Annotated in this window: 19 protein-coding genes; 3 read left to right on the forward strand and 16 right to left on the reverse strand. The window is 39.3% G+C overall.

Annotated features, from left to right (window positions below; genetic code table 11):
• Positions 1 to 39: 39 nt before the first annotated feature.
• The 8 genes from arsA to MN204_RS03050 all read right to left on the reverse strand — a co-directional run bounded on the left by arsA (position 40) and on the right by MN204_RS03050 (position 11048).
• On the reverse strand, positions 40 to 1791 hold the full coding sequence (gene arsA, locus MN204_RS03015) for an arsenical pump-driving ATPase (RefSeq protein ID WP_249869583.1): 1752 nt from the start codon (positions 1789 to 1791) through the stop codon (positions 40 to 42).
• A 14-nt stretch (positions 1792 to 1805) separates the two neighbouring features.
• The gene (gene arsD / locus MN204_RS03020) at positions 1806 to 2162 is read right to left on the reverse strand and encodes an arsenite efflux transporter metallochaperone ArsD (RefSeq protein ID WP_249869584.1); all 357 of its coding nucleotides are present in this window, start codon (positions 2160 to 2162) and stop codon (positions 1806 to 1808) included.
• Between the two features lie 91 nt (positions 2163 to 2253).
• On the reverse strand, positions 2254 to 2673 hold the full coding sequence (arsC, locus tag MN204_RS03025) for an arsenate reductase (thioredoxin) (protein ID WP_249869585.1): 420 nt from the start codon (positions 2671 to 2673) through the stop codon (positions 2254 to 2256).
• A gap of 15 nt (positions 2674 to 2688) precedes the next feature.
• Positions 2689 to 3987, reverse strand: coding sequence for an arsenic transporter (locus MN204_RS03030; protein WP_249869586.1), 1299 nt, complete (start codon positions 3985 to 3987; stop codon positions 2689 to 2691).
• A 15-nt stretch (positions 3988 to 4002) separates the two neighbouring features.
• Positions 4003 to 4347 (reverse strand): ArsR/SmtB family transcription factor, encoded by a 345-nt coding sequence (locus tag MN204_RS03035; RefSeq protein ID WP_249869587.1) that lies wholly within the window; start codon positions 4345 to 4347, stop codon positions 4003 to 4005.
• 415 nt (positions 4348 to 4762) lie between these two features.
• The gene (locus MN204_RS03040) at positions 4763 to 6271 is read right to left on the reverse strand and encodes a right-handed parallel beta-helix repeat-containing protein (RefSeq protein ID WP_249869588.1); all 1509 of its coding nucleotides are present in this window, start codon (positions 6269 to 6271) and stop codon (positions 4763 to 4765) included.
• Positions 6272 to 6497: 226 nt separating this feature from the next.
• The gene (locus MN204_RS03045) at positions 6498 to 8906 is read right to left on the reverse strand and encodes a beta-glucosidase (protein WP_249869589.1); all 2409 of its coding nucleotides are present in this window, start codon (positions 8904 to 8906) and stop codon (positions 6498 to 6500) included.
• A gap of 582 nt (positions 8907 to 9488) precedes the next feature.
• The gene (locus tag MN204_RS03050; RefSeq protein WP_249869590.1) at positions 9489 to 11048 is read right to left on the reverse strand and encodes a sensor domain-containing diguanylate cyclase; all 1560 of its coding nucleotides are present in this window, start codon (positions 11046 to 11048) and stop codon (positions 9489 to 9491) included.
• Between the two features lie 432 nt (positions 11049 to 11480).
• Here MN204_RS03050 and MN204_RS03055 point away from each other — a divergent pair, with 432 nt between their 5' ends.
• Positions 11481 to 12167 carry a YetF domain-containing protein gene (locus MN204_RS03055; protein WP_249869591.1) on the forward strand — a complete coding sequence of 229 codons (687 nt, stop codon included), beginning with the start codon at positions 11481 to 11483 and terminating at the stop codon, positions 12165 to 12167.
• Positions 12168 to 12382: 215 nt separating this feature from the next.
• Here the strand turns inward: MN204_RS03055 and MN204_RS03060 are convergent, their stop codons facing one another.
• The 5 genes from MN204_RS03060 to MN204_RS03080 all read right to left on the reverse strand — a co-directional run bounded on the left by MN204_RS03060 (position 12383) and on the right by MN204_RS03080 (position 18599).
• Positions 12383 to 13033: a hypothetical protein gene (locus tag MN204_RS03060; RefSeq protein WP_249869592.1), complete on the reverse strand. Its 651-nt coding sequence runs from the start codon at positions 13031 to 13033 to the stop codon at positions 12383 to 12385.
• A 207-nt stretch (positions 13034 to 13240) separates the two neighbouring features.
• Positions 13241 to 15169 (reverse strand): restriction endonuclease, encoded by a 1929-nt coding sequence (locus tag MN204_RS03065; protein ID WP_249869593.1) that lies wholly within the window; start codon positions 15167 to 15169, stop codon positions 13241 to 13243.
• 187 nt (positions 15170 to 15356) lie between these two features.
• Positions 15357 to 15836: a 23S rRNA (pseudouridine(1915)-N(3))-methyltransferase RlmH gene (gene rlmH, locus MN204_RS03070; protein ID WP_249869594.1), complete on the reverse strand. Its 480-nt coding sequence runs from the start codon at positions 15834 to 15836 to the stop codon at positions 15357 to 15359.
• Between the two features lie 101 nt (positions 15837 to 15937).
• A complete protein-coding gene (locus MN204_RS03075) occupies positions 15938 to 17158 on the reverse strand; it encodes a hemolysin family protein (RefSeq protein ID WP_249869595.1) in 1221 nt (406 codons plus the stop codon).
• Positions 17159 to 17429: 271 nt separating this feature from the next.
• The gene (locus MN204_RS03080) at positions 17430 to 18599 is read right to left on the reverse strand and encodes a TraB/GumN family protein (RefSeq protein ID WP_249869596.1); all 1170 of its coding nucleotides are present in this window, start codon (positions 18597 to 18599) and stop codon (positions 17430 to 17432) included.
• 267 nt (positions 18600 to 18866) lie between these two features.
• Between MN204_RS03080 and MN204_RS03085 the strand changes: the two genes are divergently transcribed.
• A complete protein-coding gene (locus MN204_RS03085) occupies positions 18867 to 19412 on the forward strand; it encodes a GNAT family N-acetyltransferase (protein WP_249869597.1) in 546 nt (181 codons plus the stop codon).
• A 388-nt stretch (positions 19413 to 19800) separates the two neighbouring features.
• Here MN204_RS03085 and MN204_RS03090 read toward each other — a convergent pair whose 3' ends face one another.
• The 3 genes from MN204_RS03090 to MN204_RS03100 all read right to left on the reverse strand — a co-directional run bounded on the left by MN204_RS03090 (position 19801) and on the right by MN204_RS03100 (position 23183).
• On the reverse strand, positions 19801 to 20142 hold the full coding sequence (locus tag MN204_RS03090) for a DUF3889 domain-containing protein (protein ID WP_249869598.1): 342 nt from the start codon (positions 20140 to 20142) through the stop codon (positions 19801 to 19803).
• A 401-nt stretch (positions 20143 to 20543) separates the two neighbouring features.
• Complete coding sequence (aroD, locus tag MN204_RS03095) at positions 20544 to 21311, reverse strand: type I 3-dehydroquinate dehydratase (protein WP_249869599.1); 768 nt, start codon at positions 21309 to 21311, stop codon at positions 20544 to 20546.
• Positions 21312 to 21467: 156 nt separating this feature from the next.
• Complete coding sequence (locus MN204_RS03100) at positions 21468 to 23183, reverse strand: ABC transporter ATP-binding protein (RefSeq protein WP_249869600.1); 1716 nt, start codon at positions 23181 to 23183, stop codon at positions 21468 to 21470.
• A gap of 333 nt (positions 23184 to 23516) precedes the next feature.
• On the opposite strand from MN204_RS03100, the gene MN204_RS03105 reads away from it, so the two are divergent.
• Positions 23517 to 23903 (forward strand): DoxX family protein, encoded by a 387-nt coding sequence (locus MN204_RS03105; RefSeq protein WP_249869628.1) that lies wholly within the window; start codon positions 23517 to 23519, stop codon positions 23901 to 23903.
• The last annotated feature ends 321 nt before the right edge of the window (positions 23904 to 24224 follow it).

The raw sequence follows: 24224 nt of genomic DNA on the forward strand, positions 1-24224 counted from the left end.
TTCATTCCTCCTCGTTTTTTTAAAGTTGAACAAATTCTTTCATTTGTTCATAGCCAACTTTACTTCCTTCATCCATGGTATTAGCGCACAATTATCAGCTAATTCTTCTTGTACTTTCTTAATCCATTGCTTTTCCGATGCTGCACGTATCTTTAATACATTATCTGTTGTTCCGGTTGCATACAAACTACGATTAATTACCCACCATTTTGGAGTAATCTCTGCTCGTATTAAGTCATTCCGCAGGCGTGTTGCCTCAAATACTGGAGTTGCTTCTGGCAATGTGACAACGACTACGCCTGTTTCTTCTGGATTACGCAGTCTTGGCAATAACTTTTTAACACTTTCTGGAGTATCACCTGTAGAACGGCTCATTTCCTTGTGATAAGCTTCGGATGAGTCAAGTAAAAGTAACGTATGTCCAGTTGGTGCCGTATCAATCACAACAATTTCCTGTTCGGACCTTTCTACTACATCTGCAAAAGCACGGAACACCGCAATTTCTTCCGTACATGGAGACTCCAGGTCCTCCTGCAAGTAGGCAATTTCGTCATCATTCAACTCACCAGCATTTGTAATTACTTCTTTTTTGTAATTATCCACTTCTACTTCTGGATCAATGCTGCTGATAGATAAATTTTTATGAATTGCACTGTCTTTAAACATATAATCCAAATGTGCTGCAGGATCAGTTGTTGTTAAATGAACTTTATGCCCTTTTTCCGTCAAGCCAACGGCAATTGCTGCTGCGATAGATGTTTTTCCAACTCCGCCTTTACCCATCGTAAAAATAACACGCGTATTATTATCTGAAAAGTCATCGATAACATCTTTTAGTTCGGAAAGTGGTGCTAGCTCTGTATTATCATCGTCCTCCTTGAATTCAACTAAAGGTGTATCACTCACAATCTGACGAAGACGATCGATACCAGTTAGAGAATAGGATACAAAAGGTAATGAGAATGTCTGAATTGCTCGCAATTCTTCTGGTGTTTTCTTTACTGCTTCTTGCTGACCCTCGTAAAAAGCTGCAGACACCTCATCATTTTCATCATGAGTCTGCAATAACCCATTGATGATAAGCATTTGATGTCCAATACCAATCTCTCCAAGTTCGAATGATGCGCGGTTTGCTTCAATGAGCGTGGATTCTTCGGGTCTTGCAACAAGGATTAAGGTTGTCTTCTTACCATCAGACAGAGATTCAACTGCTTTTTGATACATATCCTTCTTATCCCCAAGGCCTGACAATGGACCTAAACAAGACGCACCATGTGTAGCTTCTTCCAGATACCCTGACCATGCTGTCGGCAAGGTTAATAAACGAAGCGTATGACCAGTTGGAGCAGTATCAAACAATACATGGTCGTACTCTTTAAATATCCCATCATCTGCTAATAAATGAGAGAATTCATCAAATGCGGCTATTTCTACCGTACATGCCCCAGAAAGCTGTTCCTCCATCTGATTGACTACAGATTCAGGAAGTTTATCACGATACGGTCTCACAGTATTTTCCCGGTATACGCTAGCTGCTTCTTCTGGATCAATATTACTGGCATATAGGTTTTTTACACTTGGGATTTCAACTGGCTCACGAGATAATTCTATTTCGAATACGTCCTGTAAATTAGAAGCGGGATCCGTACTGACTAACAAAACTTTTTTTCCTTGATCGGCAAGTGCTACTGCTGTTGCACACGCTACGGACGTTTTCCCAACTCCGCCTTTGCCAGTGAAAAATAAATAGGGTGTTTGGACATGCTGTTTTGGATTATATAGTGTATGCATGTTATGATTCTCCTTTAGTCGAGTTTTACAGAAACACGGACACGAGGTTTCTGAGTCAATGCTTCTACACTTACATCCAACCATTCCGCAAATTCCTCGTTCGTTGGGTAAACACCTACTTTTGTGACTTCTCCATCTAAAAGGGTTACGGGAAGTGCATCTGCTCCCTTGTCCTGAAGTACTCGATTAACCGTTTCATTATCTGCAAAAGCTGCAGGATCATTTGCTAAATTAAATCTTTTGATGTCCATACCTTTTTGTTCCAGTGAATAAACTGTTGAAGCAACTCTTGTTAGGTTCTGATCGACACTTGGTCCACAAACTCCTGTTGAACAGCACATAGCTGGGTCAAAAATCTCTACTTTTTTCATCGATAATACCTCCAGTTTATTTATATATAACTATATACTTATATGCCATCAAATAGATAAGCCTTAAGCTTTCTTAAGACTTATTTTCTAATTATTCCCCAGTTTCGGTAAATCGTTTTATTCGTTCTCCAATTTCATCACGGACACGCTGGAATACAGCCCATTTTTCCTCATCTGTTCCTTCTGCTTTTGCAGGATCATCAAATCCCCAATGTTCTCTTCTTACATGTGGGGGTGTCATTGGGCAGCGATCAGCGGCATCACCGCAAAGGGTTACTGCTAATGTCGCGTTATTGAGGTACTCCGTATCAATCATTTCTGATTCTTGGTTAGATATATCAATTTCTACTTCTTTCATTGCTTTGACAGCATTCGGGTTCAACCCATGTGCTTCAATTCCAGCGCTTCTAACTTCCCACTCATCTCCAAGAAGTTTCTGCGCCCACCCTTCTGCCATTTGGCTTCTGCAAGAGTTACCAGTACATAAGAAATAAATTGTTTTTTTAGCCATATTGATGCTCCTTTTTTAGAATATAATCAAGGTTAAATATAGACCTATTAATGTAATAAACAGAACTGGTATCGTTATAACAATACCAATTTTGAAATAGGTTCCCCAGGAAATGTTAATTCCTTTTTGTTTCAGAACATGAAGCCATACCAATGTTGCCAATGAACCTATTGGTGTGATTTTTGGACCTAAATCTGATCCGACAACGTTAGCATAAACAAGTGCTTCTCTTAATACACCAGACGTATTGGTTTCCGCAATTGCTAAAGCGTCAATCATTACCGTTGGCATATTATTCATAATGGAAGATAGAAAAGCAGCAATGAATCCCATTCCAACAGTAGCAACAAATAGTCCCTCATCAGCGACCGTTTGAATGACACTGGCGAGTGCAGAGGTGAGTCCCGCATTTCCTAGACCATATACCACGACATACATTCCGATGGAAAAGAACACAATATCCCATGGCGCTCCCTTAATTGCTTTTTTGGTATCTACTACAGGACTTTGTCTACCCATAATGATGAAGAAGATAGCAATGGTTCCTGCAATAATGGAAACAGGTATATTGATGAATTCACTCGTAAAGTATCCAATTACTAATAAGCCAAGTACATACCATGATAGACGAAACATTTTATGATCTTTAATAGCACTTCTAGGTTCGGCTAATTTAGAAACATCATACGATTTAGGAATACTTTTTCTAAAGTAAATTAGTAAAACGGAGATCGTGGCTACTAGTGAAAATAAATTTGGAATCATCATTCGTGAAGCATATTCAACAAATCCGATACCAAAGAAGTCTGCAGACACAATATTTACTAAGTTACTTACAACGAATGGCAATGACGTTGTATCAGCGATAAACCCACTCGCCATGATAAACGGAAAAATCATTTTTTCTTTGAAATTCAAATTTCGTACCATCGCAAGTACGATTGGTGTAAGTATCAATGCTGCACCATCATTCGCAAATAAGGCAGCAACAATCGCACCTAATATACTGATGTAGACAAACATTTTTATTCCATTGCCCTTTGCAAAACGAGCCATATGTAAAGCAGCCCATTCGAATAATCCTATCTCATCTAATATTAAAGAAATAAGAATAATAGCAACAAAGGCAAGTGTTGCATTCCATACAATTTCTGTTACTTCGATTACATCCGTAAAATCTACTACTCCTACTAATAGTGCAATCACAGCTCCTCCCATTGCGGACCAGCCAATATTTAAACCCTTTGGCTGCCAAATAACTAGGACGAGGGTTGCTACAAAAATTAATAGTGCAAGTATAAGCGTTGCCTGCAAAATAATTCCCCCAATTTAACAACAGATAATTCGTGTACCTTTTTCTTCTAGTTCATTTATTTTATAATCCTGACTAGGAAGTTGATCAAGAATTGGTTTAATAAATGAATAATACTCATTGTTTTTATTTACCGAATAGAAAATCCATTGTCCTTTTCGTTCTTCCTTCACTAGCCCTAAATCTTTAAGCTTACGTAAATGCTGGCTGATAGATGGTTGGCTGAACTGAAATATTTCTACAAATTCACATACACAACAAGCATGACTATCCATTAATTTCATCATCGTCAATCGCGTTTTATCACCAAGTAATTTTAAAATCACTGCAGCTTTTTCCGTTTGAATAGATGTTTTCAGCATATAAATTCCCCCTTTCTAATTATTTCAATATTATTATATAACTATTCGCTTATATATACAACGAATAAATGTATAAAAAATGAGATTTTAAAGAGAGAAAGGTGCCATATCTAAATCCCATTTTATTCGTGGAGATTCTATCTGCTCCTGGCATTTCTTTAAATTATTATTCTCAATAAATCGATTAAAATCGCCATTTGTTTTTGAGTTATTCGATGTTGAGTGAGTTTTTCGTATTTTTCAATGGCTTTATGGAAATATCCTTAAAAGTTATAATCGAGGCAAATGGTTCAGTCCCCTACTTCGCTTTAACGTGGCGGGGGACTGAACCTTGGGATAATAAAGAGGCAAAAAAAATAGGCATTGGAATTATATCCAATGCCATTATGTTATTCAAAAATTCTCTAACCAGAGATCATTTGTAGAATATTACACCCTCGATCCCTTCGGCCACCTTTAGTTCAGATCCATCGATGCCATCCATGACATTTTCAACCATACTGAGTTTCTCCCCAGCATCGATCCTGATGCCGTTAGCCGCCTGACGAATGACGTTGGACTCCATCCTAATGTCTGTGGGGATTCCTTTGCCCCGTCCGTCAGTACCGCGATCATCACGGAGCCTGATAGACCAGAACCCATCAGTCCCTCCCGTGATGTGATTACCAAGCATCTTTGTACCCGGTGCATTGCGAATCTCAATACCAGCCTTGGAATCCTCCCCAGCGGTGATCTTGTTGTCTTCGATTAGGGTGTCAGGAGTTCCCAGGATAACGAGGATTCCTTGACGGTTTCCAATCAGATTGTTGGAGTACACCCAGTTTCCAGGTCCTGAGGCATCGTGCTTGTTCTTGGATCCACCAGAATTGCCTAGCGCGATGCCCGCCCGTTGACCACCAATGACGGTGTTGTCCCGAATTTCATTCAGGTATTCGCCCTCGCCGTGAAGGTCAATGGCGTCGAGGTGGCTGCCAACGATGGTATTATCCGCCACGAGATTGTTGTGTGTTGGGAACTGCAGCAGAATGGCGTGTCGCAGATGCCTACCATCGAAGGTGTTGCTTATGACGACATTATGCCGTGAATCGTTGGCGGCATTCGGGTCATGCTGGTCAACTGAACCCTCGATAGCGATGCCATAGCCCTGTCCGCCGGGGCCAACGGCGGTTGCCTCACTGATGTGATTACCAGAGATTGTCACTTCACGGCTGGCCTTGACGGAGATACCGTGACGCTCGAACCTGCGGATGCTCAGATTCTCCACTAGAACCTGAGAACTCGACTTCCCTTCATGAGGTCCAAGGTAGACACCATACATCGGTCCGCCACCCGCGTCTCCGTCGTCAGGGTCATCGCCTAGTGGTCCCTCATAATGGGAGGTGATGGTAAAGTCCGCAATGATGACATCGTGGACGCCAGAACCACGAATCACTCGGCTGTTATCCTCGCCGTCGAGGGAGGTCAGCAGTACAGTATTCTCCTGACCTTCGCCACGCAAGTCCACTCCGCTTTGTAACACGATGTTCGCCGACTCGTCGGCCGGGTCAGTAGAACGTAGGTCATACGTGCCAGCTGGCAGCACGACCTCGTCACCCGGTTCGGCCGCATCAAGTGCCGCCCGGATGGCTGCTGCATCGTCTTGTGAATCTGGTTCTGGATCTGCCCCATAGTCCGTGACGTCCAGGGTCCTACCAGTTGCAGAACCAGGCGTCGGAACCTCGATTGGCTCGCCAGACCGATCCACCAAGCCAGGATCCTGCCAGTCGCCACGCCCAGTCGGGGCGGGTTCCACGGTATCATCACTTTCGATAGGCCCGCCGGATTCCTCGACGTTGCAAGCAGTCAAGAGAATCACCAGTCCAAGAATCATCCACCACGAATGTACCGAACCACGCCCGCTGTTCGGAACAGATTCCTTCTTCAAACTTCTCACGTCCTTTCTTGACTCCTTTCATCCCCTCTCGTCCCTATGAGGACACTCGAGAGAAAGTAGTGAGCCCGCGAGCCTCGGCTTGATTCACCGAGCCCGCGGGCTCACTACATTCAGGGTGCCTGACGACCCATATCAGGTCGCCGAGGTCATCCCATGGCCTGGGTTTTATTTACGGGAGTTCCCCTTACCCTAGGCCTTGCTATTGTCCTTGCTGAGTTTAGAAGTTCAACGGAACGTCTTTTTCTAACGGAGTGTCTGCAGAGGAACCACCGACATGCAGGCGGTATTTCCCGTCAGCAGTTTCCCACTCGCCGTCAGCCCAGTTCGCTAAGTTGTCCGGCTCTTCCGGAACGAAATAGGAGAACGGGTGGTTAGAGTCAGCATGGTTAATCTGTAGAGTCACTCGCTCACTCTCACCGGGATCAAGCTCAACCTTTTCGAAGTTGACGAGTCGCTTAGTCGGCTGCCCCGCCTCATCCGGAAGTGTTAGGTAGACCTGTGCCGCTTCTTTCCCGGCAACGTCACCAGTGTTTGTGATTGTGAAGGACACTTCAATTCCAGATAATGATCCTTTTTTACCTTTGTTGCCTTTACCTTCACCGCGAACCTTCTTCACCTTGAGGTCGTCATACTCGAAGGTCGTGTACGACAATCCATATCCGAATGGGAAGAGTGGCTTCACGTCGTTACCCTCGTACCAGCGGTAGCCCATCTCAAGGCCCTCTGTGTACTGAGCAATCAGCTGATCGGAACCGTCGCCGTATGGGCCTGGTCCACCTGGCTTGCCAGTATCTTGACGCGTTCCAGGATACTGCACTTCTGTCGCGAAGGCAGCTTCACGCTCAGTTGCACCGAACGTCATAGGTAGTTTACCGGAAGGATTGACTTTACCGTAAAGCAAGTTGGCCACGGCATTGCCATCCTCCATGCCCGGGAACCAAGCTTCAAGTACTGCTGGTACCTCATCCAGCCACGGCATAAGCACCGTACCGGAAGTCTTCAGAACTACAGCGGTATTCTCTGCGTTCGCATCCATGACTGCGTCGATTAGCGGCTCTTGTTCCACCCAGTCCTCTCTATCCTTGTGCTTGTCAAGGTCGATAGCCGGGAAGCCGAGTGTGTCACGGTCCGCAGTCTCATGCGGGTTGTCGCCGATCATGAGTAGCACGACGTCGGACTCAGCGGCCAGCTCTGCGGCAGCCTCTGGGTCACGGCCATCGTTGTACGTCACTTCGGTGTCATAGCCTAGTTCCTCGATAACATTCTCTAAGCCTTCCTTTGGTGTGACCGTATAAGGAGTCACGACGTTCTCATTGTTATCCCTAATGGAGCGTGGAGACATTTTTGCCTCACCGGCAAACCACTCGATGCCGATTAATGCGATTGACTTCGGCTCGCCGTCTAATGGTAGGAAGCCGTCATCGTTCTTCAATAGTACGGAACCTTCCTCTGCCATCTTACGTGCGCTAGCGCCATTGACCATTGGATCAACGATTTCTGGCAAGAATTCATCGTAAGGCTCATCCATGTGACCGAACTCTATCATCTTGATGTAACGTGGACGAAGCAGATTATCGATGTCGTCCACGGTCACTAACCCTGAGTCAAGAGCTTCCTGAACCTTCTCCTGGGTATAGTACTGTGGTGCCCAGTCTAGTTCAACATTTGTGCCCGCTTTGATAGCAGCCACTGTATCGTGAATTGCGCGACGGTCACTCATAACGTAACCATCGAAGCCCCAGTTGTCCCTTAGGGCATCTTGAAGCAGTTCAGAACTGTCACAGGCATAGGTGCCGTTAACATCCGGGAACGAGCACATCACAGAAGCCGGGTCAGCATCCTTAACGGCCATCTCGAATGGTAGCATATACAGCTCGTTCATAGCCTGTGAGGGAACTTGGACACCCATCGTCCATCGCTCAGTCTCCTGCTCGTTTCCTGCAAGGTGCTTGAGTTGAGCTTGTACACCTTGATCCTGGATACCCTTAACCTGCTCAATCGCCAAGATACCAGTTAGGTATGGGTCCTCACTGAAATATTCATAGTTACGGCCACCGTACGGGTGACGAATTAGGTTCATGCCCGGTCCGAGAAACACTTGATGCGCGAATGCTCGTGTCTCCTCGCCAAGGATTCGGCCAGCCTCATAGTTCAACTCACGGTCAAAAGTTGCTGCCATAGCTGGAGTAGATGGGAGACCAGTTGCCATCGGATCATTACCACATGATCCGCCTTTCACACCCGTACCACCGTTAGTCATACGGAGTGTTGGGATACCAAGTTCCTCAATACCACGGATTTGTCGCCCAGTGTCCTGCCACTCACATCCAGGGAGGGTACCTTGGGGTGCAAATTCGCCGTTCTGGTACTTACTTGTGCCACCCTTGTTGATGACAACCGTCTCACCAGTGTCGTTCTCATTGAAGCGCGAAATAGCGATTTGCTGGATTTTCTGTTCCATCGTCATCGCATCAAGAAGCAGCTCCGTGCGCTCTTCAGCAGACAGCTCGGTGTTCATCCAAGTGAGATCCCCTTCTGTTCCATTGCCCATCGCACTTACAGAATTTACTAACGAGGACATGAAAATAGTTGCAATCATAAAAATTGAAATAATTCGTTTTGTCATGTTGTTCTCTCCTTCTAGTTGTCTATTATTCTTGACATAATTCTTTTTATAACCTTAACCTCTCCCTTTTCTACTAGGTCTCTTAATATACAGAAAAACTATTACGGTAGCATGTACGATTCGTAACAAAAAAGTAACAAAAACTACGAAAATTATACTGCCCCTAAAGTCACAAAAATCATTTAAACACTGTATTATCAATGGTTTGTCAAATAAACAATCAAAATGAATAAATTAAAATAATCTACAATAAATTATTCTAAATATACTGGAATATGGTGGAGTAACCTCTATTTACTAAATATGATAATATTTGGAAATACAATCGAGGGTGGCATGATGATGTTAATGAAAACTGGGGCAAAAAAAAATTGCCGATCATCATAATAAAATTGGGAAACGAACAAAGAAAATGCTCAATCAACAGTCAATACCTTATTAAAAAACCTTGTCTGCAAGAGATATGTTCGTTTTAACTAGGTAGTAGATTGGGAGAAAGAGAGAAGAAAAGGGAAGCATAGGGACGGTTCTTCTGCTTCCTTTTTCTACATTTAATTACTTTAGGAAGCACGAGAACCGTCCCTATGCTTCCTTATATACGGTTGTTTGATTTCTACCTTCATTTTTTGATTGATATAGGGCAGTATCTGCTTTCTTAATTACCTCTTCTGGCTTGTGATTTTCTTCTTGATAAGTAGAAATGCCTAAAGAAATCGTAATCGGTTGACCTGTAGGACTCGGTGTTTCTGCTATTTTTGTTCGCAATCGTTCTGCCAATGTAAAGGCCTCTTGCCTATTCTTCTCTGTTAAAAGAATCGTAAACTCTTCTCCCCCATAGCGATAACACAAGTCTTCTTCTCGAGACATGTCCTTCATCGTTAATGCAAGGAACCTTAATACATCATCGCCAACTAAGTGGCCGTATTTATCATTGACTTTTTTAAAATTATCGATATCAAGCATAATCAATGAAAATGGGATTTTCTGATGGACCAATTCTTCTATTTGAAGATCAAATGACCTTCGATTATATAATCCTGTTAGGCCATCTCGATGGACTTGTTTATTTAATAATTGAATATGTTTTTGAATATATTGGCACAGTTGACGAACTTCATAGATCGATGACTTGAACTCTAAGTTGTGAGCAGTAGGTGTTTTTTTCGTTAGCGTTGCTTCTTTCGAAAATTGCGCTAACTTATTAATAGGCTTCGTTAGACGATTCGTGAATATCCATGCAATCCATATAATTAATACTAATAGCGGGAGAGACTGAACAATCATTTTTTGCGTCATGGTTCGAAGGGGGGCTTCTATTACAGATGAAGGTGTCTGGGTAATGATTCCCCACCCTGTTTCCTCTACAGATGCATAGCCAGAAAAATATTCGGTTCCTCTATTATTGATGATTTGGGAAGACCCACTTTTTCCTTGAATCGCGCTTTGAATAAGAGGATGATCAGCAACCGATTCATTGATTCGACTTACATCGGGATGATAAATAATATTACCTTTTCGGTCAACAACAAAAACAGAAGATTCATTTAAAAATTCGTGCTCATTAAGGATTCCGTTGAGTGAACTTTCACTTTCCAGATAGATGGTGCCATCGACAACCCCTTTATAGTTTCCTGCCGTATCAAAAATAGGATAAGATAGAAGTACCACTAAATTTCCCGTCTGTGCTAAATAGGGATTGGAAATAAAGGGCTTCTGTTCTTGTAATGCTTGCTTCATTAAGTCGGACTTAATTTTTGTTCCAGGTTGTACACTATTTTGATTGTTGGGCACGACTTGAGGACTCATTAATTGAACGGTACCGTCTGAATCTGTTGTAAATAGTGAATTGTAATATTGACTACTCGCAGCATACCAATGATCTAAATCGGATTGGCTAAATTCTTGTTGACCTATTATTTCCGCTAATGTACGAAGATTTTGTTCCATATCGTTTAGTAACACACTTGTACTTATGGAAACTTTCTGTGCATATCTATAGTTATTTTCTAGACGATTTTCTATTAAGGTGTTTCTGAGAGAGTTGTTGGATATATACCAATTCGTTATGGTCGCGCTAAAGGCGGTAAATACTGCTAATACAATGATCGCAAATTTTATGGTTATCCCCTTTTTTTGCAACATTGTGGTGAACCCCCTTCCATAAATAGGTATAATTTACCATCTACAGTAATTTTATCATATAATTACTGGGTTTATTTACCTATAATCGGTATTTAGTGTGACAATTTTATTCCTCATGTGAATGCAGAAGAGACCAACGCTGATGCTAGCAGCGTTGGTCTCTTTTTTATAAAAACTAGGTTTTATCACATTTCCGGATTAAGCTTTGAGCAGGTTTCACGATGAATTGGTGGCAAATATCCGCCCAACGTGGTTAGCGACCATTTAGTCCTAGGAAGACTTTGAAAAAGATATTATCTTTCAATTCATTCTATAAATAAATGAAAATCTCTTTTGAAAAATATAGTACTTTAAGTTTAAAAACTTGAATAACAGCCAAAACTAATAACTAAAAAGAGAGTTCTCTATTTAATAAATACAGGAGAGGTTGTAATGGAACTAAGCTTTATGGAAATATCTTTAAAAGTTATAATCGGATTTTTTCTACTCTTTCTTATTACTAAAATATTAGGTAAAACGACAATAAAACAATTGACTCCTTTCGACTTCGTTTCAGCTATTGTTTTATCCGAACTTTTAGGAAATGGAATATATGAAGAAAAGGTAAACATCATATATATTGTCTACGCAGTATTTTTATGGGGAATTTTAATGATTTTTATGGAAAAATTATTGCTCAAATATAAAGGATTCCGAGGTTTTCTGGAAGGAAAACCTTCAATTATTATTCGTGATGGTAAGATTGATAGATATCAATTAAAAAAGAATCGAATGAATATTAATCAATTATTAAGCTTACTAAGACAAAGTGAGATTTTTTCAATTCGTGAAGTTGCATATGCAATCTTGGAATCAAATGGATCAATAAGTATCCTAAAGAAAAATAAATATCAAAAAGTTACAATGCAGGATTTACAATTACCTGACCAGCCTGTTTTTCTTAGTACAACATTAATTATTGATGGAGAAGTTTTAGAAGATAATATGAATGATTTAGGTTTTGATAAAAACTGGCTAATAAATCAACTTGCTACTAGTGGTGTGAATAGTATTAAGGAAGTTATTTATGCAGATTGGTTAGACAACGACGGTATTTATATAATACCTTACAAATCATAATACCATAACCAACCTAGTTAATATTGCTATGTATTAGGTGGACACCCTTTCCTACATTTCAAAAGGATACCTGCTCTTAGCTACATTAATTGGCAGAGGAGCAGGTACTTTGTTTATTTAAGCAACTATTTATGATAAGTTTCTCCACACTATGTCTAAATGAGATTTTTAAAGCATCGAAATAGTTACAAGGAACGTAACTAAACATAATATATTTAAAAATCTATCTTTTCCCCGTTAATACTGAACTCAATTATTTCAGCAATATTAAAATCATCTCTGTGTTCAATTACGTAAGCAATTTCGTGAGGTTCTCCATCTACATGTAGCTTCTGATATACAGAGGTAGTTAAATTTTCCTCGTCTAATTCAGACCCACCGCTAATATGTTCTATATTTTCTCCTACGATGTTTTTTTCAAGAATTTCACTAGTTAATTTATGATAAGCCTCTGACAAAATAGCATAATTCCCATTATCACCATACCATTTTGCGTCAACAATCTCTAACCAATTAAACCACAGCTCTTCAGGATCTTCTCCGTATTCTTCAGCTATCTCGTATACTGTCTCCCGATCACCTGAGAAATCATCTATAGCATTTAATCTTGTCATAATTATATCGTACCACTCAAGATCTTCTTCGGTAAGATGTCTTAATCTAGTTACTTCTGGATAGAAGGTTGTTGTAATTTCATCGGCTACAATACTTCTTTCTTCAGTTTCTTCAATTGCTTCTACAGTTTCTACTACGGTCTCTTCTGTTGTATTCTCTGAGCTTTCTTCCGTATCGGTTGCTGCAGAACAAGCACCTAGCATTAACCCTAACAATCCAATTAATAATGATTTATTAACAATAAACCTCATTTTCTTCTTCCCCCTAAAATATTAGATCGAAAAAGTCATAACTAATAGTTACACCCAATTGTTATTTTATCACTAAACTCAATTATATTTATTGTAATATTTGAAAAATACTGTATACAAGCATCATTTAGTTTAATTCTTCCAAATACTTAAAGCAAACCAACTTCCTAAACAATAGCAAAAATAAAATTTTCGGTGTTTTCCACTTTATCTAGACAAGAAGTTTAAAATATTGCTTATTTCAGTAACTGATCCTGTTGCAGAATAGCCATTTTTTGTTTTTTCAATTCCTCTTATGAATGAAGAAGATAAAAATTCTAATGCACCCTCAATTTGATTCAACGTAGGAGATTGACTAAGATTTTGGTTCATTTTTAACATGATATATATGTCACGAGCAGACAATTCCCCTTTTGTGACTGGGTCATCTCTTTCTTCTGTCAGTACATCTAGAACTGAATATACTAATTTTTTTTGATATATTAACTGAGCTCTATCTTCTGCCAAACTATCTAGATTCACAATTCCACCTTTAGAAAATATCTTTTCATATTCTTTATACCCTAAAGGAACTTCTCTGTGATTTTTCAATAAGTCAGCTAAAGCATCCACATCTAGCAAAGCTACCTCATGCTCATTAGCTCTTTTAACTACTCTTCCTTTGTCAAACTTTATTCCTACTACGACAATGTAATCAGCATTGTACTTCTGTTTGTGTTCTTTTAAAGTATCAAAGTCTATTAGCGAATCACTGACTGTAGGTGATGAGGTGGATTTTGCATCAATAATTATTTTATATTGTGAAACCGGAGCTGTCTTAGTTTGTGCTAGCACATCTGTTTCACCTGATTTCCCTAACCATTTACTATCATACCCTAAGTTGATAAAGCACTCATTTATAACTTTTTCAAACCGTGAAGGCAGAGTGGAGTCTGAAGCTGCTTGCCTCAGCTCTATAATTAATGAATCAATTGAGTCTGTTGGAGTAAAACTATCTATGTCAATATCATTCTCATTGATTTCAATATTATCACTAGTAAGTGACGATTCAATATTAAAGTATGATAGAACTGATTTTCCTAAATCAGAGGTTGCATATGTATAGTAATCAACTTTATATATTAATTTAGCTACTTCTAAAAAGTTCAATCGTTTACTCATACTGTCTTTATTAACAGAATACTTCTCTTTAGGTATTGCTGTTAACTCTTTTAAGGTTTGAGGTTTTCTATTTAAGTATAGTAGAATTTCTAGAACAAATGTACAAATCTTATCGAGATAAAATACAAACTGAAAGTCATTTAATGATAGGATTTTCACTCCAGTAGCTGTTACTTTGTAAGTAGTTAATGACTGACGTTCAATTAATCCCATATCTGTTAATGTTTTAATATGATGCTTTACACTATTTTCTTTTAAACCTGAAAAGACTGAGCTCTCTATAAAATCCGACAGATCATTTTGCTCATTCTGTATCAACCGTATAGTTTCTTTAATAGTATTTAAATAATTTTCTTTGCTTCCTGCAATATATCCTAAATTGTCTAAATCCTTCTTTTTATTTTCAAATATCCAATTTGGGATGCTATTCATAATTTCATCGTGTTCAGTAGTTTGATTTTTTTTGTGTAGTTCAAAATTATCAGTAATTATTTTTAAATAAACCTGACCTTTATTATTTATTTTATAAAGGTTTTCAAAACCGGAATATTCCACTACTCCCAAATCTCTCAGCCACTGCAGTCGGGTATAAATCTGGTTTTTCTTCTTCCAATTTACTATTAAGTACTCCTCATTAGCAATCTTCAATAGTCTTCCTATATTCATACTATCTTGATTCAATAAGTATAGTATTTCTCCCAAAAAAACTACCGTATTACTTAAGTGTTCAAATAATATCTCATTATTTCTTGTGTTTAAAATTCTCTTCGAAATATCAGTTAGTTTCCAGCTATTGTTCTCATCTTTAAGTAAAAACCCATTCGTTCTCAATCCTAAAGCTATCTTTTCTTCTAAATTGTTATTTTTAAACTGTTCCAAATAGGTATATAAAGATTCAACAAAATTATTCTCTCTAGGAATTTCTGGCATCGAATAAATCTTGTCACTCCAACCTTTTAAACGTAAGTAATCCATTTTTTACTTCCTTTCAACTACTTTAAATTTAATTAAGGTTACTTTTTTATTATATATTTTTCATCTTTTCTCTATGAGTGGAGGTCTATTGCTTAAAAACAAGAAAACTGTCATTCACATCTTGTATTAATTATACAGGTTATTATTTAGTAAGAAAAATTAACTTTAAATCACCAAAAAACCTCATTTACTTATGATACGGTTCCCCCCGATTTATCCGAAATCCCCGATAAATCTGCTCCAGCAAAATCAGCCTCATCACCTGATGAGGAAAGGTCATCTTAGAAAAAGATAATGACAGATCACTCCGCTTCTGAACATCCTCACTAATACCTAATGACCCGCCGATAATAAAAGCAAGTTTACTTTTTCCGTAGGTTGCTAGCTCATCCATTTTGGTGGCCAGCTGTTCCGAGCTTATCATTTTTCCGTTGATTTCCAATGTGATGACATAGGTGTCCTGATGGATATGGGAAAGAATCCGTTCTCCTTCTTTCCGCTTCACTTCCTGCATTTCCGCTTCGCTCATATTTTCCGGCGCCTTTTCATCTGCTACCTCGATGATATCCACTTTTGCATAGGCACCGAGTCGCTTCATATATTCTTGAATCCCTTGCTTTAAATACTTTTCTTTCAATTTGCCGACTGAAACAATCGTAATTTTCATAAGTACCGTTCCTTTACTGATTTCTTTTCTACAGTGTACCAGACAGCGTATAAAAATCCCATCTATCGAAAGACAGATGGGATGAAAAATTGTTTACTCTATTATTTGATTATTTGAACCTGTTTAATGGATCTTCCATCCACTTCAAGGATTTTGAAGGTAAGGTTTTCCCGTTCAATAACATCTTCCTCTTTAGGAAACTCATTGAATTCCTTCAGCAGATATCCTGCTAGAACATCCTCTTCCTCCGGGATATCCGTGTCAAAAACGGAATTCAATCGGTGAAGTGTGATTTTACCATCACAGATAATTTCGGTTTCTGTCAGTTTTACGACAAGGGAGTCACTATCAATATCCATTTCATCTTCTATTTCCAACCCAATCATCGCTTCGATAATATCTTCATGTGTCAGAATCCCTTCTGTACCACCATACTCATCCAAAACAATTGCCATATGCTTTTTCTCTTTCGTCATTTTACGGAAAACATATTCAATGGAATGGAATTCATATACGGTCAACGGTTCTGTATCACTATAATACTTCAAGGATCTCCCTGTCTCAATTGTCCAGGCAATTAGGTATTTGGAATGAAAAACCCCGACAATATTATCAATATCATCTTCATAAATCGGGTATCTTGTAAATGGATTTTGCAGAACTGTGTCCCTTACTTCTTCATAAGTCGCTGTACTTGGTAGTGAGACAATTTCCACACGCGGTGTTTTTAAAACATCCTTCACATTCATGTTATAAAAATCGAGAACTCCTTTAATACGATTGGATTCCTCCTCCATAAATGTCCCTTCCGAATCAGCAATATCAACGATTGTCATTAATTCTTCTTTGGAAATGGAAACATGTTGGGGCTGTCCTTTAGAAAGGGCTCTCGTAATAAGCCCGGTCAAACCATTCAACAATAACGTAACAGGCTTTAAAATGACGACAACAAACTTGATAATCGGGTAAACTATAAATGCTATCCGATCAGGGAACGTCGCTGCAACCGATTTTGGGATTACCTCCGAAAAAATGATAATTGTAATAGTTAAAATGGCCGAGGCTATAGCAACATTCCAGCCATATTCAATTGCCAGCATCGTTACAAGTGTTGGTAACAATATGTTGGCGATATTATTCCCAATCAGTATTGCTGTAATAAACTCACCTGGTTTTGAAACGAGATCCAAAATCTTTCCAGCTCTTACATCATTATTGTTCGCCTTTGTTTGAAGTCTCATTTTATTTGTTGCCGTTAAAGCTGTTTCACTTCCGGAAAAGAAAGATGAAACAATTAATAGTACGATGATCGCAATGATCACGAGCAAATTCCTCCTCTAATTGGTACAGAAAAAAATGAATAATTAAGTTAATCATAGTCTATTTCTTACAAAGAAAAAAGTATTTTGCAATGATGGCATCTGTTTTTTCGTAACCTTAAACCATTTTATCTATCCGATCATTGCTCTATCTAAGTATCATGAAAAGCAGGTGTGGATACTTGAATACATTGGAAGAACAGGAGATGCAAGTGGGGCATCTAAGGACGAAATTGGAAAAACACTTTCTCTTTGAACGTATTTTTCCAATTTTTTATGTTAGATTTTCGATAAATACGCGGATGACATCCACACCGCCAATTAGCGTTCCCAATGAGCTTCCTAAGTTTGCAAAAACAACGACTAGCAGTATTTGCGTTACCTTATTTCGCCAAAATCCTTTTACCGTATGCACATCATCGGATAGACGTTCAAAGTCGCTTACATTGGGCTTCTTCACATATGCCTGTACAAAACCTGCAAACCAGCCCGCCGCAAGCAGTGGATTCAATGATGTGATTGGTGCTACAACAAAAGCAGTGAGAATTGCCAATGGATGAGCCAATGCTACGATCGCGCCAATTGCTGCCAGTGAGCCATTCCAGATGACCCAGCTGATTGTCTGCTGAAGTCCTGCAGATGGATTCATATAAAATGTATAGGCAATAATGGCAATGATGACGATTGGGATCGCCCAACCAATTACTTTTGGTTTCTTTGATTTCGCTGGTCGTTGGGAAAGTCGTTTTAAATCATGATCATTATATATTTCTTTCTTTATTCCCGGAACATGGGCCGCTCCCAGTACAGCAACTACTTTCTCACCTGGGGCATCTTTTATTTTCTGTGACAGATACTGATCTCTTTCATCGATCAGCGGGGTCTTCAGTTTAGGGAAATGTTGCGTGAACTCCTGCAGCATTGCATTGATTGTATCCTGCTGCTTCATTTTTTCCAGTTCTTCTTCCGAAATCTTCTCATTGCTGAATATACTTCCTATCACTTGCATCAGAAGCATTGCCTTGCCTTTTAATCCAATGTTTCCCCAAATACGTGAGAAGGTTACTTGGATATCTCTATCTGCCAATACTAGCTTTGCACCGTGTTCTTTTGCCGACTCAATTCCTTGTATCATTTCCTGGCCTGGACTGATTCCAAACTGTTTTGCCATTCTTTTCTGAAAGGAGGATATTGCCAGATTCATTAATAGGAGGATGGCTTTTTTATTCTTAATCACTGCAAAGATGTCGGTATCCTTCCACTTTTTCCCCTCTGTGACGGATTGATATCTTTGTTCATCAAGCTCAATACAAACAGAATCTGGTTTCTCTGCTTCTATGACAGCTTTCACCTGTTCAGCGCTGTTTTTAGAAACATGTGCTGTTCCAATAAGGATATATTCCTTATTATTTATATGTAATCGGGTAATATTCTCTTCGGTCATATACAAACCTTCCTTTTATGCATTCAACAACTGCAATCTGTTTACTAATTACATTCTAATACAACTCTAACTTCATAATAAACTAGAACGATGCAAAATAGAAATATATTTTCTCATTGTCCGCATTCTTGAATGTAATCATTTTCCTCATTACTAAAGAATACATGTCAATAAGAGATAAATTAAGACAAAAGCTCTTTCTTTTTTCTGACTATTTATATGGTATGATTATTTTTAGAGTATGTCGAACTTGAAGAAGGTGGATACATGTTTGTTTATGAAGTAGATGAGAATATCGTATTGAGGCAGCTGAAACTACAGGATGCCAATGAACTGTTTCAGTTAACCGATCATGCACGTGATTACTTGCGGGAATGGCTTCCTTGGGTAGATACAACGGTCAAACCCGAGGACACCTTGGCGTTTATTGATCACACATTAAAAAGCTCAGAAATGAAAAGTGCGCTTACTACTGGAATTATCTTCAAGGGAAAACTGGTCGGACTTATTAGTTTTAACAGTTTGGACTGGGCAAATAGGATTGGCTATGTTGGTTACTGGCTTTCTCCTGATTATCAAGGGAACGGCATTATGACTCGTGCAGTCAGGGCATTAACGGATTATGCTTTTAATACGTTGGGCCTGAATCGGGTAGACATTCGGGCTGCATATGAAAACAAAAAAAGTCGTGCCATCCCGGAAAGATTAGGCTTCACAGAAGAGGGCTTGATCAGGCATGCAGAATGGTTGTATGACCATTATGTCGATCACGTCGTCTACGGCATGCTGGCAAGTGAATGGTATCGTTTTTAGTAACTTAAATGGCGTATGTATAGTGGAAAAAATGTATGTCGTTTTTAAACCGAGGAAGCATCCTTTAATTATCGGGTAGTTGGTGGATGCTGGATGGCGGTCGGGACGTGTTCTCTCCCGGGAGAGGCTGCACGGCCGTACAGGATGGGGCAAGTTCTCTCCCGAGTTTTGCGGTTGCTCTCCCGTATTGGGCAGGGGTTCTCCCGTATTTGGCCATCGCTCTCCCGTATTGGGCAGGGGCTCTCCCGTATTTGGCCATGGCTCTCCCGTTCAGTTCAGGTGCTCTCCCGAGTCAAGCGATGGCTCTACCTGCTGCCAAGTTTACACTTCTACAGGTTAGCTATCTCTTCAGCATTACACAAATTAGATGATAAACAGGACGCTATCGTTATCGATCTGTCTCTTCAAATGTAATCTCTATGACTTCATCCGTTTCCGTTTTGAATTCAATCGTTATAAGAACTCCGAACTCTCTATTGTCAGCATTTAGCCATAACTTAAATTTTTCCACCGTATTTTCATCGATTTCTTCTTTTCCAATATGCAAATAGTCAACTATATTTGCACCCGGATACTTTTTCTCGGTTTCCAGTATGGCAAGCCGCCCCCATTTTGCATAGGACGGGATTCCTTCCTCCTGTGCGCTCGCTCGTTCATGGAGATATAAGGGTCCAGTATAAGGAGCCGTTATAATGAAGATGATACCTACAACAAAAAGTAAATTTCGCATTGATTCTTCCTCCTTTTGATTAGGTTTTGTAAGTTAGCCGTTTTTATTAAAAAAGTTTATTTGGAAGTGGAATCTATGGGGATTTAGCATTCTTATTCGAGCATCACTTCATAAGCAACAGGGGGAAGGTAGAAGTGAGAAACCTTATCAATCGTTACACCTTTGGCAAATGCCTTTTGTGTCGTTCGGAACAAATGCGGAAGTATGTGTAAAAATTAATTGGTGAGAACATTTTATACGATCATCTCCTTCCAGCAAGAACCCTCCTCTGCTAATCAGAGGAGGGTTACATTTCCCGGGAAATATCGACAAAATAAGATAAGTGTTAGTTTTGAATTGGATAGCTTGTTTTAATTTTCAAAACATATCAACAAGTTATTAACAGTCGTGGATAACTTTGATTATTTTAAACTCTTATGTAAAAGTTTCAATGTAGCACGCAGTTCTGAAACACGTACTTGACCTGGTGCAGATGCTTTTTTGGCAGCTCCAAATGTTAATGCGGAGCCAAAAACTTCTCCGGCCAAACGGCTAATCACACCTTTCCCAGCCATGGACATCGTAATAATTGGTCTATCTGCATATTCTTCGTTCATTATTCTTGTAGCATCCAACAATGTTAGTACATCAGCGGTATTTGTGGGCATTACAGCGATTTTTGGCAGGTCTCCGCCCAATTCCTGTGCTCTTTGCAATCGTGATATAATTTCATTTTTTGCAGGTGTTTTCTCAAAGTCGTGGTTGGAGATAATGACAAATACTTGATGTTCATGGGCAGCCTTTACTAATGTCTTTACGTCCTCTTCATCATTGAATAGTTCAACATCGATGATATCGACTTCCCTTGTCTGGGCAATCGCTTGGTTTAGTTCCATATAATAGGATGTGCTGATGTCTTTTTCTCCACCTTCTTTGGCACTGCGAAATGTAAAGATTAGCGGGATATCTGGCAAAATTTGTCGTATGTCAAGCAGTGCTTCTTTCACTTTTTCGACGTTCTCTACATGCTCAAAAAAATCAACACGCCATTCGAGAACATCATAATCGACTGATTTGAGAAATTCTGCTTCTTCCTTTAACTGTTCAAGTGTCCTACCAACGATAGGTACACAAATTTTAGGAATTCCCTCACCAATTACGACATCCCTTATTTTAACGGTATGATTCATGTCATCGGCTCCTTCATGTTCTGGATTTTTTTATCCATCAATGGAAGGATGTCCACTGATGGATTTGCTAACTTGTTTTCTTAATATAAATTGTTCGATTAAGCTTTGTTAATGTCCCCATTTTCTCCAATGAAATCATTAGATGTCCTAGCAAATTTATTTCATCTGTACATTATGCAATTGGGCAAAAATCCCGTCACGTTGAAGCAATTCTTCATGTCTCCCTTCCTCTTCAATGCCTTTCTTTGTAACGACCATGATTCGATCTGCATTTTTAATCGTTGCGAGACGATGCGCAATAACAAGGGTTGTGCGATTTTTCGCTAGTTCATTCAAAGCCTGCTGAATAATCATTTCAGTTTCTGTATCAAGTGCCGATGTTGCTTCATCCAAAATCAGAATTGCTGGATTCTTTAAAAACATACGCGCGATAGCAATGCGCTGCTTCTGTCCGCCTGACAGTTTCAAACCACGTTCACCAACTTGTGTCTCGTAGCCGTCCGGTAATTCCTTAATGAATTCTTCCATATGGGCCTGACGTGCAGCCCGTTCAATTTCTTCATTGGTAGCGTGGAGTTTCCCATATGCTATATTTTCCCGCAGTGTCCCTGTAAACAGGAATACATCTTGCTGTACGACACCAATCTGATTGCGGAGGGATTCCTTTTTCATATCGCGAATGTCTACCCCATCAATTTTGATACTGCCATCATCCACATCATAAAAACGTGGGATAAGCGCAGATATCGTTGTTTTTCCAGCTCCAGATGGCCCAACAAAAGCAACTGTTTCACCGGCATGTATATCGAAGCTGATGGCGTTCAGGACTGGCTTATGTGAGGATTCATAGCCGAATGTAACATCATGGAAAGAAATATCGCCTACAACAGTTTCTATGTTAATGGCATCGTTACGATCTGTAACATCGGGAGCCACATCCATAAGTTCCGTAAATCGCTTAAATCCAGCCATCCCTTTCGGATACATTTCCAGGAGCGCCGTAATTTTATTGATTGGATTTGTCAATACATTAACAAATAAGATAAAGCTAACTAGTTCACCATAGGACATCCGGTCATTAAATGTTAACCAGGCACCGACAACAAGCACGAGCAATGTAATTAAGCGCATAAGCAGATAGATATTGGCATGTACCACGGCCATTACTTTATATGCTCCAATTTTTGCCGTTCGAAAATTTTTATTATCTGTTGAAAAACGTTCCATCTCGAATTTTTCATTTGTAAAGGATTGTACCACTCGCACGCCGGATACAGCATCCTCAATCCGGGCATTGACACCTGCAATATTTTCGTACATTTTCTTCCAGGATTTATTCATTTTTATATTCCCAAAGGTTATCAGGAATATCAAAATCGGAATGGCGATTAAAATGATCAATGCTAACGTTGGATTGATCGTGAACATAATTAAAAATGCTCCAGTAAACGTCATGATGGAAATAAAGAAGTCTTCAGGTCCATGATGGGCAAGCTCCCCGAGATCAAATAGATCGTTCGTAATCCGACTCATAATATGACCTGTTTTTGTATTATCAAAAAATCGAAATGATTGCTTCTGAACATGATTAAACAAGTCTTTACGCATATCGGTTTCTATATTTACTCCGAGTTTATGCCCGATATATGCCACTACATATTGTAGATAAGTGCTGAGGATATAAACAAATAATAGCAAAATAGCAACCGTCATGATGATATTCCAGTCATTCCCCGGCAATAGCTCGTCAATAAACCATTGCACCGCTAACGGAAATGCAAGCTCAAGCAATGCAACAATGACTGCTGCTGTGAAGTCAATAATAAATAACCGCTTATGCGGCTTATAATAAGAAAAAAATCGTCGAAACAATCTATCGCACTCCCTTTTTCAATCTAAGGAAATTATAGTGTTAATTCGTTAAGTTGGCAATGAGAGACGTTTATAGGGGAAAGAACTTTCTATCGTTTTTTGTACTTTTTTCAAAGCCTCGTAGTAGATAGAAAGTGTGTCGTAGGTATCGAGCACTTATTTCAATTTCAGAGCGTTCAGTGGTGATTCTCGACGTTTAGTAGGTTTGACGCCTGCTTTTATGTACCTTTAGCTGTCATATTTTTATATTTTGTTTTCTCTTTAGAAAGATTGTCCATTCTTTCGCATAGGATAGAACAATCGTAAAATTAGGGGGGTAATCGATTGAAGGAAATGCATGTCACAAAATGGATTTGCTATGCGATAGGCTATGTATTTATTATTTCCGGGATTTTGAAATTGACCAACGGTGACTTTAAGGGGACATTTGCAAGCCTTGGTTTGCCTTTTCCAGAGCTTACATTATTTTTAGTAGCGATTGCTGAACTTGCATGCGGGATGCTGATTGCTGGCAGGATGTATATGAAACTTGCTGTTCCACCACTTATTCTCATTATGCTTGGAGCACTATACTTCACAAAAATACCTATGTTGTGGACTGGAGGTTTTTTTACATTTGCTTTTAATGCACGGTTGGATATTGTCATGATTATTTTGCTGCTCCTTCTTTGGCAACAAGTTAAAAATTACAACACCGCTCAAGCTTTTCGTAAAGAATAAACAAGCGAATTTGTTTTTATGTGGATAATGCGTGCATAAACAACAGATAACCTGGTATAACTCTCGCTTATCCACAAAGTTATGCACATATGCACAAGTGTTCGTAGATATTTTGTTATCAAAGATCATTTCTATACTATATATTGATTTCAGTCTTAAAGTTATCCACGATTTGTGCATAACTTTTAAATTCTGTGGATTGTTTTTTCAGGTAATCATGTAGAGGCTGGGACAAAACCCCAGTAAATAAAAATAAGCGTGATACCATTCCATGAAAATTGGAAAAAAGGTATCACGCTTATTTTTCTATTTATATTTATT

Origin of the sequence: Oceanobacillus saliphilus, assembly GCF_023522835.1 — a bacterium.
GTDB classification, from domain to species: domain Bacteria; phylum Bacillota; class Bacilli; order Bacillales; family Amphibacillaceae; genus Oceanobacillus; species Oceanobacillus saliphilus.

Coding starts and splice junctions, on each gene's coding strand:
- arsA (WP_249869583.1), bottom strand. CDS start 1,791: ATGCATACACTATATAATCCAAAACAGCATGTCCAAACACCCTATTTA.
- arsD (WP_249869584.1), bottom strand. CDS start 2,162: ATGAAAAAAGTAGAGATTTTTGACCCAGCTATGTGCTGTTCAACAGGA.
- arsC (WP_249869585.1), bottom strand. CDS start 2,673: ATGGCTAAAAAAACAATTTATTTCTTATGTACTGGTAACTCTTGCAGA.
- MN204_RS03035 (WP_249869587.1), bottom strand. CDS start 4,347: ATGCTGAAAACATCTATTCAAACGGAAAAAGCTGCAGTGATTTTAAAA.
- MN204_RS03045 (WP_249869589.1), bottom strand. CDS start 8,906: ATGACAAAACGAATTATTTCAATTTTTATGATTGCAACTATTTTCATG.
- MN204_RS03050 (WP_249869590.1), bottom strand. CDS start 11,048: ATGTTGCAAAAAAAGGGGATAACCATAAAATTTGCGATCATTGTATTA.
- MN204_RS03055 (WP_249869591.1), top strand. CDS start 11,481: ATGGAACTAAGCTTTATGGAAATATCTTTAAAAGTTATAATCGGATTT.
- MN204_RS03060 (WP_249869592.1), bottom strand. CDS start 13,033: ATGAGGTTTATTGTTAATAAATCATTATTAATTGGATTGTTAGGGTTA.
- MN204_RS03065 (WP_249869593.1), bottom strand. CDS start 15,169: ATGGATTACTTACGTTTAAAAGGTTGGAGTGACAAGATTTATTCGATG.
- rlmH (WP_249869594.1), bottom strand. CDS start 15,836: ATGAAAATTACGATTGTTTCAGTCGGCAAATTGAAAGAAAAGTATTTA.
- MN204_RS03080 (WP_249869596.1), bottom strand. CDS start 18,599: ATGACCGAAGAGAATATTACCCGATTACATATAAATAATAAGGAATAT.
- MN204_RS03085 (WP_249869597.1), top strand. CDS start 18,867: ATGTTTGTTTATGAAGTAGATGAGAATATCGTATTGAGGCAGCTGAAA.
- MN204_RS03090 (WP_249869598.1), bottom strand. CDS start 20,142: ATGCGAAATTTACTTTTTGTTGTAGGTATCATCTTCATTATAACGGCT.
- aroD (WP_249869599.1), bottom strand. CDS start 21,311: ATGAATCATACCGTTAAAATAAGGGATGTCGTAATTGGTGAGGGAATT.
- MN204_RS03105 (WP_249869628.1), top strand. CDS start 23,517: ATGCATGTCACAAAATGGATTTGCTATGCGATAGGCTATGTATTTATT.